The organism is Kitasatospora sp. MAA19, assembly GCF_029894125.1.
Classification (GTDB): domain Bacteria; phylum Actinomycetota; class Actinomycetes; order Streptomycetales; family Streptomycetaceae; genus Kitasatospora.
Window position 1 is genome coordinate 56,828 of sequence record NZ_JARXYZ010000020.1, and the last position, 16,171, is coordinate 72,998.

16 protein-coding genes are annotated in these 16,171 nt (G+C 72.2%); 1 reads left to right on the forward strand and 15 read right to left on the reverse strand.

The annotated features are described in order from the left end of the window. Positions 1–255 precede the first annotated feature (255 nt). The 8 genes from pyrF to pyrR form a co-directional block, all read right to left on the reverse strand. Positions 256–1,089, reverse strand: a complete 834-nt coding sequence (gene pyrF, locus P3T27_RS26705; RefSeq protein WP_280682850.1) for an orotidine-5'-phosphate decarboxylase — start codon at positions 1,087–1,089, stop codon at positions 256–258. A 34-nt stretch (positions 1,090–1,123) separates the two neighbouring features. After that, positions 1,124–2,239, reverse strand: coding sequence for a quinone-dependent dihydroorotate dehydrogenase (locus P3T27_RS26710; RefSeq protein ID WP_280682851.1), 1,116 nt, complete (start codon positions 2,237–2,239; stop codon positions 1,124–1,126). A 105-nt stretch (positions 2,240–2,344) separates the two neighbouring features. Next, positions 2,345–5,653, reverse strand: a complete 3,309-nt coding sequence (gene carB, locus P3T27_RS26715; protein WP_280682852.1) for a carbamoyl-phosphate synthase large subunit — start codon at positions 5,651–5,653, stop codon at positions 2,345–2,347. Beyond that, entirely contained in the window at positions 5,646–6,836 is a 1,191-nt protein-coding gene (gene carA / locus P3T27_RS26720) for a glutamine-hydrolyzing carbamoyl-phosphate synthase small subunit (protein ID WP_280682854.1), read from the reverse strand. Before carA ends, carB begins: the two co-directional genes overlap by 8 nt. Then, the gene (locus tag P3T27_RS26725) at positions 6,833–7,399 is read right to left on the reverse strand and encodes a hypothetical protein (protein WP_280682856.1); all 567 of its coding nucleotides are present in this window, start codon (positions 7,397–7,399) and stop codon (positions 6,833–6,835) included. Before P3T27_RS26725 ends, carA begins: the two co-directional genes overlap by 4 nt. Then, positions 7,396–8,700 (reverse strand): dihydroorotase, encoded by a 1,305-nt coding sequence (locus tag P3T27_RS26730; RefSeq protein WP_280682862.1) that lies wholly within the window; start codon positions 8,698–8,700, stop codon positions 7,396–7,398. The genes P3T27_RS26725 and P3T27_RS26730 overlap by 4 nt, the downstream gene beginning before the upstream one ends. Further along, complete coding sequence (locus P3T27_RS26735; RefSeq protein WP_280682864.1) at positions 8,697–9,671, reverse strand: aspartate carbamoyltransferase catalytic subunit; 975 nt, start codon at positions 9,669–9,671, stop codon at positions 8,697–8,699. The genes P3T27_RS26730 and P3T27_RS26735 overlap by 4 nt, the downstream gene beginning before the upstream one ends. A 5-nt stretch (positions 9,672–9,676) precedes the next feature. Continuing rightward, entirely contained in the window at positions 9,677–10,300 is a 624-nt protein-coding gene (gene pyrR / locus P3T27_RS26740) for a bifunctional pyr operon transcriptional regulator/uracil phosphoribosyltransferase PyrR (protein WP_280682866.1), read from the reverse strand. A 328-nt stretch (positions 10,301–10,628) separates the two neighbouring features. Between pyrR and P3T27_RS26745 the strand changes: the two genes are divergently transcribed. Continuing rightward, a complete protein-coding gene (locus tag P3T27_RS26745; RefSeq protein ID WP_031072501.1) occupies positions 10,629–11,132 on the forward strand; it encodes a transcriptional regulator in 504 nt (167 codons plus the stop codon). Between the two features lie 133 nt (positions 11,133–11,265). Here the strand turns inward: P3T27_RS26745 and P3T27_RS26750 are convergent, their stop codons facing one another. The 7 genes from P3T27_RS26750 to rpsR all read right to left on the reverse strand — a co-directional run bounded on the left by P3T27_RS26750 (position 11,266) and on the right by rpsR (position 16,169). Further along, on the reverse strand, positions 11,266–12,207 hold the full coding sequence (locus tag P3T27_RS26750) for a hypothetical protein (protein WP_280682872.1): 942 nt from the start codon (positions 12,205–12,207) through the stop codon (positions 11,266–11,268). 199 nt (positions 12,208–12,406) lie between these two features. After that, the gene (locus P3T27_RS26755; RefSeq protein ID WP_280682874.1) at positions 12,407–13,234 is read right to left on the reverse strand and encodes a thioesterase family protein; all 828 of its coding nucleotides are present in this window, start codon (positions 13,232–13,234) and stop codon (positions 12,407–12,409) included. A gap of 162 nt (positions 13,235–13,396) precedes the next feature. Beyond that, complete coding sequence (gene nusB, locus P3T27_RS26760) at positions 13,397–13,834, reverse strand: transcription antitermination factor NusB (RefSeq protein WP_280682877.1); 438 nt, start codon at positions 13,832–13,834, stop codon at positions 13,397–13,399. A 4-nt stretch (positions 13,835–13,838) separates the two neighbouring features. After that, positions 13,839–14,402: an elongation factor P gene (gene efp / locus P3T27_RS26765; RefSeq protein ID WP_280682879.1), complete on the reverse strand. Its 564-nt coding sequence runs from the start codon at positions 14,400–14,402 to the stop codon at positions 13,839–13,841. Positions 14,403–14,481: 79 nt separating this feature from the next. Continuing rightward, on the reverse strand, positions 14,482–15,588 hold the full coding sequence (locus P3T27_RS26770; RefSeq protein ID WP_280682881.1) for a M24 family metallopeptidase: 1,107 nt from the start codon (positions 15,586–15,588) through the stop codon (positions 14,482–14,484). Between the two features lie 124 nt (positions 15,589–15,712). Continuing rightward, positions 15,713–15,844, reverse strand: coding sequence for a 50S ribosomal protein L32 (locus P3T27_RS26775; RefSeq protein ID WP_280682884.1), 132 nt, complete (start codon positions 15,842–15,844; stop codon positions 15,713–15,715). Between the two features lie 82 nt (positions 15,845–15,926). Next, on the reverse strand, positions 15,927–16,169 hold the full coding sequence (rpsR, locus tag P3T27_RS26780) for a 30S ribosomal protein S18 (protein WP_280683021.1): 243 nt from the start codon (positions 16,167–16,169) through the stop codon (positions 15,927–15,929). Between the last annotated feature and the right edge of the window lie 2 nt (positions 16,170–16,171).

The following is a 16,171-nucleotide window of genomic DNA, read 5'->3' on the forward strand; positions in this document are numbered from 1 at the left end:
TTCGCGGCTCGCCGATGACCTATCGCCGGACACTACCCGGATTGCGGCGCCGCGTCAGGAAAAGAACACGAAAAGTCCTGGTCAGCCAAGGCCGACCAGGACTTTCCAGGGCAAAATGACCGCGATTGCGAGACTTTGACACCGCCAATGTGACGGCGCTCACGTCAACTCCGGGGAGCCTCGGGGAGGCCGCACCGGGCTGCGCACACTGCGCAGGGTCATCGCCCCGCTACGCGTTCGCGCCCGCGATCGCCGCTACTTCACCGCGTCCGCGTACTCGCCGGCGAACCGCTCGGCCGCCGAGCGCAGGGCCGCCACCGAGGGGCCGTGCTTGAGCACGTCGCGGCTCACGCTCGGCACCACGTTGATCACCGAGGCGCCGAACACCCGCGGCAGGTCGGCCATGGTCGCGCCCTGGGCGCCGATCCCGGGGGCCAGCAGCGGGCCGTTGACGGCCAGTTCCACGCCCGCGTCGGCGAGCGTCGCGCCGACGACCGCACCGAAGGAGCCCAGCGGCTCGGCACCGGCGTTCTCCGCCGCCAGCTGCCGCAGCACCGCCGCCGCGACCGATTCGCCGTCCGGGCCGACCGCGCGCTGCACCTCGCCGCCCTCCGGGTTGGAGGTGAGCGCCAGCGCGAACACGCCGCAGCCCTGCGCGCGGGCCAGGTCGAGGGCCGGGCGCAGCGAGCCGAAGCCCAGGTACGGGCTGACCGTGAGGGCGTCCGAGAACAGCGGGCTGCCGGGCGACAGGAAGGCCTCGGCGTAGGCGGCCATGGTGGAGCCGATGTCGCCGCGCTTGGCGTCCATCAGGACCAGCGCACCGGCCGCCCGGGCCTCCGCGACGGACTTCTCCAGCACCGCGACGCCCTTGCTGCCGAAGCGCTCGAAGAAGGCGGCCTGCGGCTTGAGCACGGCCACCCGGTCGGCCAGCGCCTCGACGACGGTGCGGCTGAAGGTCTCCAGGCCGGCGAGGTCGTCGCCGAGCCCCCAGGCGGCGAGCAGGGAGGCGTGCGGGTCGATGCCGACGCAGAGCTGGCCACGGGTGTCGAGGGCCTGGCGCAGCCGGGCGCCGAACGGGGCGAGGGTCATGTCGTCCTTTCCGAAGGGTCGTGGGGTGGGAGGTTCAGGAGGCGGCCCTGGTGCCACCGACGGCGCTGCCGACGGCCGCGGCCAGGTTGCGGAAGCCCGCGGCCCGGACCCGGGCGGAGAGGCCCTGGTGGATCCGGCGGCACCAGAACGGGCCCTCGTAGATGAAGGCGCTGTAGCCCTGCACGAGGTCCGCGCCGTGGATGATCCGCTGCCAGGCGTCCTCGGCGGTCTCCACGCCGCCGACCGAGACCAGCGTCAGCCGGCCCTCGGTGCGGGCGCGCAGGCGCTGCAGCACCTCCAGGGCGCGGGCCTTGAGCGGGGCGCCGGACAGGCCGCCCATGCCGATCTCCTCGACCCGGGCGGCGTCGGCGAGCAGGCCGTCGCGGCCGATCGTGGTGTTGGTGGCGATGATGCCGTCCAGGCCCAGCTCCAGGGCGAGGTCGGCGACCGCGTCGACGTCCTCGTCGGCCAGGTCGGGGGCGATCTTGACCAGCAGCGGGACACGGTGCGCGGTGGTGCGGTCGGCGGCCTCGCGGACGGCGGCGAGCAGCGGACGCAGGTGGTCCACGGCCTGCAGGTTGCGCAGCCCGGGGGTGTTCGGCGAGCTGACGTTGACGACCAGGTAGTCGGCGTACGTGGCCAGCCGCTCGGTGGACTTGACGTAGTCGGCGACCGCGTCGGCCTCCTCGACCACCTTGGTCTTGCCGATGTTGACGCCGATCACCGGGGTGGAGCTGGTGTGCGGGCGGGCGGCGAGGCGCGCGGCGACCCGGGCCGAGCCCTGGTTGTTGAAGCCCATCCGGTTGATCAGCGCGCGGTCCTCGACCAGGCGGAACAGCCGGGGCGCCGGGTTGCCCGGCTGGGGCTCGCCGGTGATGGTGCCGATCTCGACGTAGTCGAAGCCGAGCATCGCCAGGCCGTCGATGCCGACGCCGTTCTTGTCGAAGCCCGCGGCCAGGCCGAACGGGCCGGGCAGGTCGAGGCCGAGGGCGGTGGTGCGCAGCGCCCGGTCGCGCGGGGCGAGCACCAGCCGCACCAGCGTGCGCAGGCCGGGCACCGAGGAGGCCAGCCGGATCCAGAAGAAGGCGAGGTGGTGGGCCTTCTCCGGGTCCAGCTTCTTGAAGACGAGATCGAACAGCAGCTTGTACAAAACCCAACTCCCGGATCAGGGCCCGGATCTGAGCGTGAGCACCCGGACCAGGGCATGGAAGTGGGGGGCACCCGTCTGGCGTCGGTGCCCCCCACTGCGGTGGTGCTACTTGCGGCCGGCGTTGATCAGTTCGGCGTGCTCCTGGAGCGACATCACGCCGACCTCGTCGCGCAGCAGCGCGTCCATGCCCTGGACGGCCGCGCCCATCGCCTGGACGGTGGTCAGGCAGGGCACGCCGCGGGACACGGCGGCGGTGCGGATCTCGTAGCCGTCGAGGCGCCCGCCGGTGCCGTACGGCGTGTTGATGATGAGGTCGACCTCGCCGTCGTGGATCAGCTGGACGATGGTCCGCTCGCCGTTCGGGCCCTCGCCCTCGCTGTGCTTGCGCACCAGCGTGGACGGGATGCCGCCGCGGTGCAGCACCTCGGCGGTGCCGGCGGTGGCGAGCACCTCGAAGCCGAGGCTGACCAGCGCGCGGGCCGGGAAGACCAGGTTGCGCTTGTCCCGGTTGGCGACCGAGACGAAGACCTTGCCCTTGGTCGGCAGCGCGCCGTACGCACCGGCCTGGGCCTTCGCGTAGGCGGTGCCGAAGACCTTGTCGATGCCCATGACCTCACCGGTCGAGCGCATCTCCGGGCCGAGCACGGTGTCCACGCCGCGGCCGTGGACGTCGCGGAAGCGGCTCCACGGCATCACGGCCTCCTTGACCGAGATCGGGCAGTCGGCGGGCAGCGTGCCGCCGTCGCCCTCGGCCGGGAGCAGGCCCTCGGCGCGCAGCTCGGCGATGGTGGCGCCGAGCGAGATCCGGGCGGCGGCCTTGGCCAGCGGCACCGCGGTCGCCTTGGAGGTGAACGGCACGGTGCGGGAGGCGCGCGGGTTGGCCTCCAGCACGTACAGGATGTCCCCGGCCAGCGCGAACTGGATGTTGATCAGGCCGCGGACGCCGACACCGCGCGCGATGGCCTCGGTGGAGGTGCGCAGACGCTTGATGTCGAAGCCGCCGAGGGTGATCGGGGGCAGCGCGCAGGCGGAGTCGCCGGAGTGGATGCCGGCCTCCTCGATGTGCTCCATGACGCCGCCGAGGTAGAGCTCGGTGCCGTCGTACAGCGCGTCGACGTCGATCTCCACCGCGTCGTCGAGGAAGCGGTCGATGAGCACCGGGTGCTCGGAGATCAGGCCGGCGTGGCGCTCCAGGTAGGAGGCGAGCGAGGCCTCGTCGTAGACGATCTCCATGCCGCGGCCGCCGAGCACGTACGACGGGCGGGCGAGCACCGGGTAGCCGATCTCGTCGGCGATCGCCTTGGCCTCCGCGAAGGAGAACGCGGTGCCGTGCTTGGGGGCGGGCAGGCCGGCGTCGCGCAGCACGCGGCCGAAGGCGCCGCGCTCCTCGGCGAGGTCGATCGCCTCGGGCTGGGTGCCGACGATCGGCACGCCGTTGTCCTTGAGCGCCTGGGCCAGGCCGAGCGGGGTCTGGCCGCCGAGCTGGACGATCACGCCGGCGAGCGGGCCGGCCTGCTGCTCGGCGTGGACGATCTCCAGCACGTCCTCCAGGGTGAGCGGCTCGAAGTAGAGCCGGTCGGAGGTGTCGTAGTCGGTGGAGACGGTCTCCGGGTTGCAGTTGACCATCACGGTCTCGTACCCGGCGTCGGCCAGCGCGAAGGAGGCGTGCACGCAGGAGTAGTCGAACTCGATGCCCTGACCGATGCGGTTCGGGCCGGAGCCGAGGATGATCACGGCCGGCTTGGTGCGCGGGGCGACCTCGTTCTCCTCGTCGTAGGACGAGTAGAAGTACGGGGTCCTGGCGGCGAACTCGGCGGCGCAGGTGTCGACGGTCTTGAACACCGGGCGGATGCCGAGCGCGTGCCGGACCTCCCGGACGACGTCCGGCTTCAGGCCGCGGATCTCACCGATCTGCTGGTCGGAGAAGCCGTGCCGCTTGGCGTGGCGCAGCAGCTCGGGGGTGAGCTCGGCGGCCTCGGTCAGCTCCCCGGTGATCTCGTCGAGCAGGAAGAGCTGGTCGACGAACCACGGGTCGATCTTGGTGGCCTCGAACACCTCCTCCGGGGTGGCGCCGGCCCGGATGGCCTGCATCACGGTGTTGATCCGGCCGTCGGTCGGCACGACCGCCTTGACCAGCAGCTCGGCCTTGTCCCCGACCGGGCCGGTCCAGGAGAACTGGGAGCCCTTCTTCTCCAGCGAGCGCAGCGCCTTCTGCAGCGCCTCGGGGAAGTTGCGGCCCATGGCCATGGCCTCGCCGACCGACTTCATGGTGGTGGTCAGCGTGGCGTCGGCGCTCGGGAACTTCTCGAACGCGAAGCGCGGGACCTTGACCACGACGTAGTCGAGGGTCGGCTCGAAGGAGGCCGGGGTCTGCTCGGTGATGTCGTTGGGGATCTCGTCCAGGGTGTACCCGACGGCCAGCTTGGCGGCGATCTTGGCGATCGGGAAGCCGGTGGCCTTCGAGGCGAGCGCCGAGGAGCGGGAGACGCGCGGGTTCATCTCGATGACGATGACCCGGCCGTCGTCGGGGTTGACGGCGAACTGGATGTTGCAGCCGCCGGTGTCGACGCCGACCTCGCGGATCACGGCGATGCCGATGTCGCGCAGGATCTGGTACTCGCGGTCGGTGAGGGTCATCGCCGGGGCGACGGTGATCGAGTCACCGGTGTGCACGCCCATCGGGTCGAAGTTCTCGATGGAGCAGACGACCACGACGTTGTCGCTCTTGTCGCGCATCAGCTCCAGCTCGTACTCCTTCCAGCCGAGGATGGACTCCTCCAGGAGCACCTCGGTGGTCGGCGAGAGCGCCAGGCCCTGGCCGGCGATGCGGCGCAGGTCCTCCTCGTCGTGGGCGAAGCCGGAGCCGGCGCCGCCCATGGTGAAGGAGGGGCGGACGACGACCGGGTAGCCGCCGAGCGTGTCGACGCCGGCCAGCACCTCGTCCATGGTGTGGCAGATGACCGAGCGGGCGGACTCGCCGTGGCCGATCTTGGCGTTGACGGCCTCGACGACGCCCTTGAAGAGCTCGCGGTCCTCGCCCTTGTGGATCGACTCGACCTTGGCGCCGATGAGTTCGACGTTGTACTTGGCGAGCACGCCGTTGGCGTCCAGCGAGATCGCGGTGTTGAGCGCGGTCTGCCCGCCGAGGGTCGGCAGCAGCGCGTCGGGGCGCTCCTTGGCGATGATCCGCTCGACGAACTCCGGGGTGATCGGCTCGACGTAGGTGGCGTCGGCGATCTCCGGGTCGGTCATGATCGTGGCCGGGTTGGAGTTGACCAGGACGACCCGCAGGCCCTCGGCCTTGAGGACGCGGCAGGCCTGCGTGCCCGAGTAGTCGAACTCGGCGGCCTGGCCGATCACGATCGGGCCGGACCCGATCACCAGGACGGACTTGATGTCAGTGCGCTTAGGCACGCTGGCCCTCCATGAGCTCAACACTGTGCTTGTCGTCGCCTCGCATGAGCTCGACGAACCGGTCGAAGAGGTAGGCCGCGTCGTGCGGGCCGGCAGCCGCTTCGGGGTGGTACTGCACGCTGAAGGCGGGGACGTCCAGCGCCTGGAGGCCCTCGACCACGTCGTCGTTGAGGCAGACGTGGGAGACCTGGACCCGGCCGTAGGGGGTGTCGCTCACCTTGTCCAGCGGTGCGTTCACGGCGAAGCCGTGGTTGTGCGCGGTCACCTCGACCTTGCCGGTGGTGCGGTCCTGCACCGGCTGGTTGATGCCGCGGTGGCCGTACTTGAGCTTGTAGGTGCCGAAGCCCAGCGCGCGGCCGAGGATCTGGTTGCCGAAGCAGATCCCGAAGAACGGGGTCTTGCGCTCCAGCACGCCCTGCGCGACGGCGACCTGGTGGTCGGCGGTGGCCGGGTCGCCCGGGCCGTTGGAGAAGAAGACGCCGTCCGGGTTGACCGCGTAGAGGTCCTCCAGGGTGGAGTTGGCCGGCAGCACGTGCACCTCGATGCCGCGCTCGGCCATCCGCTGCGGGGTCATCCCCTTGATGCCGAGGTCCAGCGCGGCGACGGTGAACCGCTTCGTGCCGATCGCGGGCACGACGTACGCCTCGGTGGTGGCCACCTCGGCGCACAGGTCGGCGCCCTTCATCTCGGGCGACTGCTGCACCCGGGCGAGCAGGGTGGCCGGGTCGGCCAGCTCCTGGCCGGAGAAGATGCCGCAGCGCATCGCGCCGCGCTCGCGCAGGTGCCGGGTGAGCGCCCGGGTGTCGATGCCGCTGATGCCGACGACGCCCTGGCGGACGAGCTCCTCGTCCAGCGAGCGGGTGGAGCGCCAGTTGGACGCCACCCGGGCGGGGTCGCGCACGACGTAGCCGGCGACCCAGATCTGCTTGGACTCGTCGTCCTCGTCGTTCCAGCCGGTGTTGCCGATCTGCGGGGCGGTCATCACGACCACCTGGCGGTGGTACGACGGGTCGGTCAGGGTCTCCTGGTAGCCGGACATGCCGGTGTTGAAGACCGCCTCGCCGAAGGTCTCGCCGATCGCGCCGTAGGCCTGGCCGCGGAAGGTCCGGCCGTCCTCCAGGACGAGCACAGCGGGCATGCGCTCCCGCCGTCGGCGCTGCGTGGTGGGGGCAGGTGCGGTCATTGAGCGGCCTCTTCCGTCTTCGTCTTCGTACGTGTTGCGAGTTGAGCGATCGCCTCGACCCAGGCGGCGTGCTCGTCGGGGTGGTCGGCCCGGAAGCCCGAGTCCAGCTCGGTGCCCTCGTGCGTCCAGGTGACGACGAGCAGTCCGGCCGGGACGACCTTTCCGGCGATCCCGGAGTCGGTGCGGGCACCGGTCAGGTACCCGGCCGGGATCCAGAGGTCGACGTCGCCGGGGCGCTGCACCAGCAGGCCGTCCTCGCCGAGGGTGAGGTCGGCGCGGCTGCGGGTGCCCAGGCCGTGCGCGACGACCCGGTCGAGCCAGTTCCCGGCCGTGGTGGTGCCGTGGTACCGCCCGCTGGTCTCCAGGATCTTCCGTCCGGCGCCGGCCGGCACGGCGGGCAGCGGCGGGATGCCGGACTGGAGGGTGCGCCGCCAGTTCCAGCCCTGCCGCATCAGCCAGTAGACGAGGCCGATCACGATCAGCAGGCCGACGGCCCAGCCGATGTACCCGGGCCAGTTGGTGACCTTCGCCTGTTGCTGGGCGAGTTGGGCCAGGCCGGTCACGCCGCGCCGCCCTGCTCGGCGAGCTCTCCGGCCAGCACGGTGGCGCGCCCGCGCAGGAAGGTGGCGTGCACCCGTCCGGGCAGGTCAAGGCCCTTGTAGGGAGTGTTGCGGCTGCGGGTGGCGAAGCTGTCCGGGTTCACGGCACCACGGTACGCGGGATCGAACAGCACCAGGTTGGCCGGCTCACCGACCGAGACGGGCCGGCCCTGTCCGGCGAGACGGCCGATCCGGGCCGGGCGGTGCGACATCCGGTCCGCGACGCCCTCCCAGTTCAGCAGGCCGGTGTCGACCATGGTCTGCTGCACGACCGACAGCGCGGTCTCCAGGCCGACCATGCCCATCGCGGCGACGGCCCACTCGCAGTCCTTGTCCTCGTCCGGGTGCGGCGCGTGGTCGGTGGCGACGGCGTCGATGGTGCCGTCCGCCAGCGCCTTGCGCAGCGCCTGGACGTCCTCGGCGGTGCGCAGCGGCGGGTTCACCTTGTACACCGGGTCGTAGGAGCGGACCAGCTCGTCGGTGAGCAGCAGGTGGTGCGGGGTGACCTCGGCGGTGACGTCCCAGCCCTTGGCCTTGGCCCAGCGGATGATCTCGACCGAGCCGGCGGTGGAGACGTGGCAGACGTGCAGCCGGGAGCCGACGTGCGCGGCGAGCAGCACGTCCCGGGCGATGATCGACTCCTCGGCGACGGCCGGCCAGCCGCCGAGCCCGAGCTCGCCGGAGACCTGGCCCTCGTTCATCTGGGCGCCCTCGGTGAGCCGCGGCTCCTGGGCGTGCTGGGCGACGACGCCGTCGAAGGCCTTGACGTACTCCAGGGCGCGGCGCATCAGCACCGCGTCGTCCACGCACTTGCCGTCGTCGGAGAAGACCCGCACGTTCGCGGCGGACTCGTGCATCGCGCCCAGCTCGGCGAGCTTCTTGCCGCCCAGGCCGATGGTGACGGCGCCGACCGGCTGCACGTCGCAGTAGCCGGCCTCCTGGCCGAGCCGCCAGACCTGCTCGACCACGCCGGCGGTGTCGGCCACCGGGGTGGTGTTGGCCATCGCGTGCACGGCGGTGAAGCCGCCCATCGCGGCGGCCTGGGTGCCGGTGAGCACGGTCTCGGCGTCCTCGCGGCCGGGCTCGCGCAGGTGGGTGTGCAGGTCGACCAGGCCGGGCAGCGCGATCAGGCCGCGGGCGTCGATCTCGATGTCCGCCTCGACCGCCAGGTCGGTGCCGATCGCCTTGATCACGCCGTCGGCGAGGTGGAGGTCCTGCGGGGCACCGCCGAGGATCTGGGCGTTGCGGATCAGGTAGGTGGTCACTGAGCGGTCTCCACGGAGTCGGTGCGGGCGTCGTTGAGGGTGGCTCCCCCGAGCAGCAGGTACAGGACGGCCATCCGGACCGAGACGCCGTTGGCGACCTGCTCGACCACGGTGCAGCGCGGCGAGTCCGCGACCTCGGCGGTGATCTCCATGCCGCGCACCATCGGGCCGGGGTGCATCACGATGGCGTGGCCGGGCAGCTGGGCCATCCGGGTGCCGTCCAGGCCGTAGCGGCGGCTGTACTCGCGCTCGGTCGGGAAGAACGCGGCGTTCATCCGCTCGCGCTGCACCCGCAGCATCATCAGCGCGTCCGTCTTGGGCAGCACGCTGTCCAGGGAGTAGCTGATCTCGCAGGGCCAGTTCTCGATGCCGATCGGCAGCAGCGTCGGCGGGGCGACGAAGGTGACCTGGGCGCCGAGGGTGGTCAGCAGGTGGACGTTGGAGCGGGCGACCCGGCTGTGCAGGACGTCGCCGACGATGGTCACCCGGCGGCCCGCCAGGTCCTGCCCCAGGCCGGGGTTGAGGTGGCGGCGCATGGTGAAGGCGTCGAGCAGCGCCTGGGTGGGGTGCTCGTGGGTGCCGTCACCGGCGTTGATCACGCTGCCGTGCAGCCAGTCGGACTGGGCGAGGCGGGCCGGCGCGCCCGAGGCGTGGTGCCGGATGACGACCGCGTCGGCGCCCATCGCCTGCAGGGTGAGCGCGGTGTCCTTGAGGCTCTCGCCCTTGGAGACCGAGGAGCCCTTGGCGGAGAAGTTGATGACGTCGGCGGAGAGCCGCTTCTCGGCGACCTCGAAGGAGGTCTTGGTACGGGTCGAGTCCTCGAAGAAGAGGTTGACGACGGTGCGGCCGCGCAGCGTGGGCAGCTTCTTCACGGCCCGTCCGGAGAGCTGGGCCAGCTCCTCGGCGGTGTCCAGGATCAGCAGCGCGTCGTCGCGGGTGAGATCGGCGGCGGAGACGAGGTGGCGCTTCACGCGGGTTACTCCGGGAGGTGCGGTTCGGACGGCTGGGAGGCCAGGGCCTGGGAGGAGCGCGCGGTGTAGTCGCGGTCGCCGACCAGCACGGCGTCCACGCCGTCGCTGTCGGACAGGCGCACCTGCACGGCCTCGCGCAGCGAGGTGGGGAGGTTCTTGCCCACGTAGTCGGCCCGGATCGGCAGCTCGCGGTGGCCGCGGTCGACCAGGACGGCGAGCTGGACGGCGCGCGGGCGGCCGATGTCGTTCAGCGCGTCGAGCGCGGCGCGGATGGTCCGGCCGGAGAAGAGCACGTCGTCGACCAGGATGACGAGCTTGCCGTCGATGCCGCCGGGCGGGATCTCGGTGTGCTCCAGGGCGCGGGCGGGCTTGAGCCGCAGGTCGTCCCGGTACATGGTGATGTCCAGGGTGCCCAGCGGGATCTCGCGCCCGGTGATCTGGGCCAGCCGGCCGTGCAGGCGGCGGGCGAGGTGGACGCCCCTGGTGTGGATGCCGAGCAGCACGACGTCCTCCGCGCCCTTGGCGCGCTCGACGATCTCGTGCGCTATCCGGGTGACGACCCGGGCGATGTCCGTGCCGTCCAGCACCTGGTGCGGCGGTCGCGGCGTCGAATCTTGGTGTGTGGTCATGCCGAAGCGGACCTCCTTCCCCGCCTCACGGGACGGGTCTTAAAGGATGTCGGGGACAGCCCCGCCACCTGGCGTGGGCTTCGGGTCATCCTATCAGCGGGCCGGGAGGCAACCGGACGCCCACCATTCCGCTTCACCGGGTTAACGCCCCGGATGCGTCACCGATGCGGTCCATTCGCACGACTGCCCCATTCGGCTTGACGCAGCTACCTCACTCTACGTAACCTCACAGTGAGTTACGAGACGGACGTCGAACCCACCGGTAACGGCGTCGGCAATCGCCCGTGACCCACCACTGAACGCGAAGCAATCTCGTCCGGGGAGATCAATGTCCAGCGACTACGCGAAGCAACTCGGAGGCAAGCTCCGAGCGATCCGCACTCAGCAGGGTCTCTCCCTGCACGGTGTCGAGGAGAAGTCCCAGGGGCGCTGGAAGGCAGTCGTCGTCGGCTCGTACGAGCGCGGCGACCGTGCGGTCACCGTGCAGCGGCTGGCCGAGCTGGCGGAGTTCTACGGCGTCCCGGTGCAGGAGCTGCTGCCCGGCGGCACCCCCGGTGGCGCGGCCGAGCCGCCGCCGCGGCTGGTCCTCGACCTGGAGAGACTGACCCAGGTCCCGTCCGAAAAGGCCGGCCCGCTGCAGCGCTACGCTGCGACGATCCAGAGCCAGCGCGGCGACTACAACGGCAAGGTGCTGTCGATCCGCCAGGACGACCTGCGCACCCTGGCGGTCATCTACGACCAGTCGCCGTCGATCCTCACCGAACAGCTGATCTCCTGGGGCGTGCTGAACCCCGACGCGCGCCGCGCGGTGCGCGAGGAGGAGGCGAGCTGACGTTCGCCGCACCGGCTCCGGCCGGCTCGGTCCGCCTTCCGGGCCAAGCAGAAACGTCACGGCGCGGCACCCCGCACCCCGGGGGCCGCGCCGTTTCGCGTGCGGTGGCCACCGCCGTGCCGAAGGGCGCGCCTCAGCCGACCGCCCCCAGGCTGTAGCCGGGCTGCGCCGCCACGCCGTCCAGCCGTACCGGCCGGGCCGCCGGCGCCCAGTCCTGCCCGCTGCTCGACCAGGCCCAGGAGGCCGGCCGGAAGTGCTCGTCCGCGGCTCCGCCGCGGGCCCCGCCGGCCGCCGCCGAGCCCTGCGAGCCGTGCAGCACCGCCACGCCCGGCAGCTCCAGCGCCAGCCCGGCGCACAGCACCGCGCAGACCAGCTCCAGGTCCTCGTCGTTGATCCGTACGACGCCGTCCTCCCACTGCAGCACCCGGGCCGCGGCGGTCAGCCGCCCGCCCGGCGCGTCCACCCGCAGCCGCAGCTCGTACACCCCGGCACCCGCACCGACCAGCATCCGGCGGAACACCTCGCCGCCGCGCTGGTGGGCGGCGCGCACCCACCGGGTGTGGTCCTCGTCGGCCCCGCCCGCACCCCCGTACAGGCCGCCGTCCAGCACCAGGTCGGCGTGGCAGAGCGTCAGCCCGTTCTCCCGGGCCCGGACCAGGCGCGGCACGAAGTCCCCGGCCAGCTCCTCGCCCTGATAGGCCAACAGCTGGGTCCGCAGCGGCGGGTTGACCAGGTAGCGGTCGCGGGCGGCCGGCTCGGCCGGGTCCAGCCCGTGCAGGACGCAGAACTCCTCGAAGTCCTGCGGGTGGAACATCCGGGCCCGCACGACGTCGAAGCGCTCCGCCACGTCGGCCAGCAACTCGGCGGTGTCGGCCAGGTAGCTCTCGAAGTCGGCGGCGTTCGACACGCCCCAGGCACGGGCCCGGGCGAAGTCCGCCGCGCTGGTCAGGATCCCGATGACGAAGGCCTGCTCGGCCCCCTCGACCCGCTGCCGCTGACGCGGCGCCCGCACCGTGGGTCGCGGGCCGCCGGCGGTGCAGTCGGAGTTGCGGCGGGCGCGGCCGTGTCGGCTCATGCGCCCACCTCGACACGCTCGGCAGGGGCGTTCGCCCACACTTCGACGGTTCGCTCGCTGCGCTCGCTCACGCGTGGCTCCTGGCATCGGCGGGTGACGGTCAGCGGCGGGCTCGCCGCTGACCGTCTTCCTCCCCACCACCGCGCGCCGCACACGTACGGCGTGTCACAGGAATGTAACCGACGGTAAATCGTCTGATTCAGGCCCCGCGCGGCACCCGCGCCAGCTGGCGGGACTGCGCGACCAGGCGGCCGGCCTCGTCCCAGACCTCGGCGTCCTCCTCGAAGTACCCGCCGGCCAGGTTGCGGGTGGCGTGGGTGACCCGCAGCCAGCCCGGGACCGGCTTCGCCCGCAGGTGGACGGTCAGCTCGACGGTCGGGGCCCAGCCGGGCAGGCCCAGGTCGAAGGTGACCGGCGGCAGCGCATCGGCGACCAGCAGGAGCAGCAGCGGGTCGGGCTCGCGGCCGTCGGCGAGCCGGAACCAGCCCTGGATCCGGCCGTTGCCGGACGGCTGCCCGAGCGCCCAGCCGATGGTGGCCGGGTCGAGCCGCAGGTCGAAGCGCTCCAGCAGCTCGGCCTGGGCGATCAGTTCCTTGGGGGCGTGCTCGACGCCGATGCACTGGTCCGGCGGCGGCAGCCGCGGCGGCTCGGCGCTGGTGCGCACCTCGCCGTCCGCGGTGGCGAGGTCGCCGTGGCTGGCCACCACGCGCAGCCGCTCCACGCCGTCCTGGCTGAGCGAGGCGGTGCCGGTGGAGAGCCCGCGGCCGGTGCGCAGCACCTCGGTGCGGACGGTGGCCGGGCCGGGGGTGGAGGCGGACAGGTAGTAACCACTGATCGACACCGGGTCAGGGTGGTCGCCGTGCTCCAGCGACAGCGCGTGTCCGGCGACGGCGAGCAGCAGTCCGCCGTTGACCCCGCCGCCGATCTGCCAGCCGGTGCCGAGTTCGGCCTCGTAGCGGCCGGGCTCGTCAGGGTGCCTGGTCAGGGCGATGCCCTGGTCGAACTCGCTGCGGGTCGCGGTGGTCATGGGGGGTGGCCTGCCCTTCACTGCGGGGGTTCCGAACGCCAAGTTACTGGCGAGTAGGGACCACCTTACGCCGACCGGGTGAAACCCGCGACGGCCGCCGGACCCGGGATCCGGGTTCGGCGGCCGTTCTGCGGGGTGCCACCCCCGCCGGCGGAACAGGACCTACCGGCGGATGCTGGGCTTCAGCTCCAGGAAGCGGGCGAGCAGACCGTTGACGAAGGCCGGGGAGTCGTCCGTGGAGAACTCCTTGGCGATCTCGACGGCCTCGTCCAGGACGACCGCGTCCGGGACGCCGTCCTCCCAGATCAGCTCGTACGCGCCGAGCCGCAGGACGTTGCGGTCCACGATCGGCATCCGGTCGAGCGTCCAGCCCACCGCGTACTGCGAGATCAGGTCGTCGATCCGGCGGGCGTGCTGGACGTATCCCTCGATCAGCTCCATGGTGTACTCGCCGACCTGCGGGGTGCCCTCGTCGGGCTTCGGCTCGCGGGCGCGGGCCACCCAGTCGGCGAGGACGGCCTGCGGGTCGACCCCGCGGTGGTCGGCCTCGAAGAGGATCTGGAAGGCCCGGGTACGGGCCTTGCTACGTGCGGCCGACACGGACTTACTTCACCCGGCCGAGGTAGCTGCCGTCGCGGGTGTCGACCTTGATCTTCTCGCCCGTCACGATGAACAGCGGGACGGCGATCTCGGCGCCGGTCTCCAGCGTGGCCGGCTTGGAGCCACCGGTGGAGCGGTCGCCCTGGACGCCCGGCTCGGTGTGGGAGATCTCCAGCTCGACCGAGGCCGGGAGCTCGATGTACAGCGGGGCGCCCTCGTACATGGCGACCAGGGCGTCGAAGCCCTCCAGCAGGTACTTGGCGGCGTCGCCGACGACGGCGGGCTCGACGGTCACCTGGTCGTAGGTGTCCGTGTCCATGAACACGAAGTTCTCGCCGTCCTTGTACGAGAACTGCATGCCGCGCTTGTCGACGTTGGCGGTCTCGACCTTGGTGCCGGCGTTGAAGGTCTTGTCGACGACCTTGCCCGTCAGGACCTCCTTGAGCTTCGTGCGCACGAAGGCCGGGCCCTTGCCGGGCTTGACGTGCTGGAACTCGACGACGGACCAGAGCTTGCCGCCCTCCAGCTTGAGGACCATGCCGTTCTTGAGATCGTTCGTGGAAGCCACGGGCGCACTTACTCCTGGATATAGCTGTCAAGGAACCAAGGCTTGCGTCCCGTCGCCGACGGCCGTCGATAGGCCGCGGTCACAGGGCGAGGAGCTCCTTGGTGGTGATGGTGAGCAGCTCGGGCCCGCCCTCCTCGAGGGGGCGGACGACGAGCGTGTCCTCGATCCGGACGCCGCCCTTGCCCGGGAGGTGGACCCCTGGGCCGACGGTGACCGGCACGCGGCTGTCCAGTTTACCCATGTCCGACGGACCGAGTCGCGGCGCCTCCCGGATCTCCAGCCCGATGCCGTGGCCCACCGGGTGCGGGGACGCCTCACCGTGGCCGGCCGCCTCCAGGATCTGCCGCGCGGCCCGGTCGGGCACGTACTGCTCCACGCCCGGCCCGAGCGCCTCCCGGCCGGCCCGCTGCGCCCGGAAGACCAGCCGGTGCAGCTCCACCTGCCAGGGCGCGGGGGCGGCGCCGATCACGAAGGTCCGGGCGGTGGAGACGCCGTAGCCGCGGTACTGGGCGCCCATCACCACGGTGAGGAAGTCGCCCTCCTCCACCCGGCGGTCGGTCGGCTGGTGGGCGGGCTGGCCGGAGTGGCTGCCGGTGCCGACCGACACCGGGTAGGCCGCCCGGTCCGCGCCGTGGTCGATCATCCGGCGCTCCAGCTCCATCGCCAGGTGCCGCTCGGTGCGGCCGACCAGGATCGACTCCAGCAGCTCGCCGAGCGCCTGGTCGGCGATCTCGGCGGCGATCCGCAGGTCGGCGATCTCGTGCTCGTCCTTGACCACCCGCAGCCGCTCGACCACCTGCCCCAGGTCGGCCAGCCGAGCCCCCTCCGCCAGGCTCGCCACCGCCCGGTGCCGGGTGACGGTCAGGTCGTGCTCCTCCACCGCCAGGTCTGCCACCCCCATCCGGGCGGCGGCGGCCGCGGCCGCCAGGGCGGTGTCCGCCCCGGCCGCCACCGGCGCCTGGGGGACGTCCGCGGCGATCAAGTGCTCCCCGGTGTCGTCCGGCGGCAGGTCGTCCGGCAGCGCCAGCAACGTCCGCTCCCGGGTCAGCAGCAGCGTCGCCCCGCAGGGCGCGCAGCCCGTCAGATACCGCACGTTCGCCGCCCGGGTGATCAGCGCCGCATCGGCCCCGGCCGCACTGCAGTGCTCCCTCACCCGCTCCCGCCGACCCGCGTACGCATCAGACATGCGTCGAGCCTACGAACCCCCACCCCGATCCGCCCGCCGAGCACCCCCGACGGGGCGCGCCCGCACCCTCGCACGCCCCAAGCCGACGCCTGCGCTCCCTCGGCTCGGCCGCCCCCGGAGGCGCCTACTCCCCCTCCGGATCGAGCAGGCCGCGGCGGTAGGCGGGGACCAGGTTCGGCGGGACCGGCAGCTCGCGGCCGTTCAGGGTGATCGGGACCGGCTTCGGGGCCTCGGCCTTCCACCGGGCTCGGCGCATGGGCCCCTCCTGCCCGCCGGCGGGCAGGAGGGAGGGTGTTGCCGCGGGAGGTCTTGCGCTCGGGGACGGCCATCGGGGGCTCCTACCGGGTGGCGCCGGAGGCGTACGGGAGCAGGGCCATCTCGCGGGCGTTCTTGATCGCCCGGGCCGTGGCCCGCTGCTGCTGGACGGTGAGGCGGGTGACGCGGCGGCTTCGGATCTTGCCGCGGTCGGAGACGAACCGCCGCAGCAGGTCGGTGTCCTTGTAGTCGACGTACTCGATGCCGGCGGCCAGCAGCGGGTTGGGCCGGGCCTTGGGCACGTTCGGTCGTTTACGCACAGTGATGG

Coding starts and splice junctions, on each gene's coding strand:
- pyrF (WP_280682850.1), bottom strand. CDS start 1,089: ATGACCCTCGCCCCGTTCGGCGCCCGGCTGCGCCAGGCCCTCGACACC.
- carA (WP_280682854.1), bottom strand. CDS start 6,836: ATGACCGCACCTGCCCCCACCACGCAGCGCCGACGGCGGGAGCGCATG.
- pyrR (WP_280682866.1), bottom strand. CDS start 10,300: ATGACCACACACCAAGATTCGACGCCGCGACCGCCGCACCAGGTGCTG.
- P3T27_RS26745 (WP_031072501.1), top strand. CDS start 10,629: ATGTCCAGCGACTACGCGAAGCAACTCGGAGGCAAGCTCCGAGCGATC.
- P3T27_RS26750 (WP_280682872.1), bottom strand. CDS start 12,207: ATGAGCCGACACGGCCGCGCCCGCCGCAACTCCGACTGCACCGCCGGC.
- P3T27_RS26755 (WP_280682874.1), bottom strand. CDS start 13,234: ATGACCACCGCGACCCGCAGCGAGTTCGACCAGGGCATCGCCCTGACC.
- P3T27_RS26770 (WP_280682881.1), bottom strand. CDS start 15,588: ATGTCTGATGCGTACGCGGGTCGGCGGGAGCGGGTGAGGGAGCACTGC.
- P3T27_RS26775 (WP_280682884.1), bottom strand. CDS start 15,844: ATGCGCCGAGCCCGGTGGAAGGCCGAGGCCCCGAAGCCGGTCCCGATC.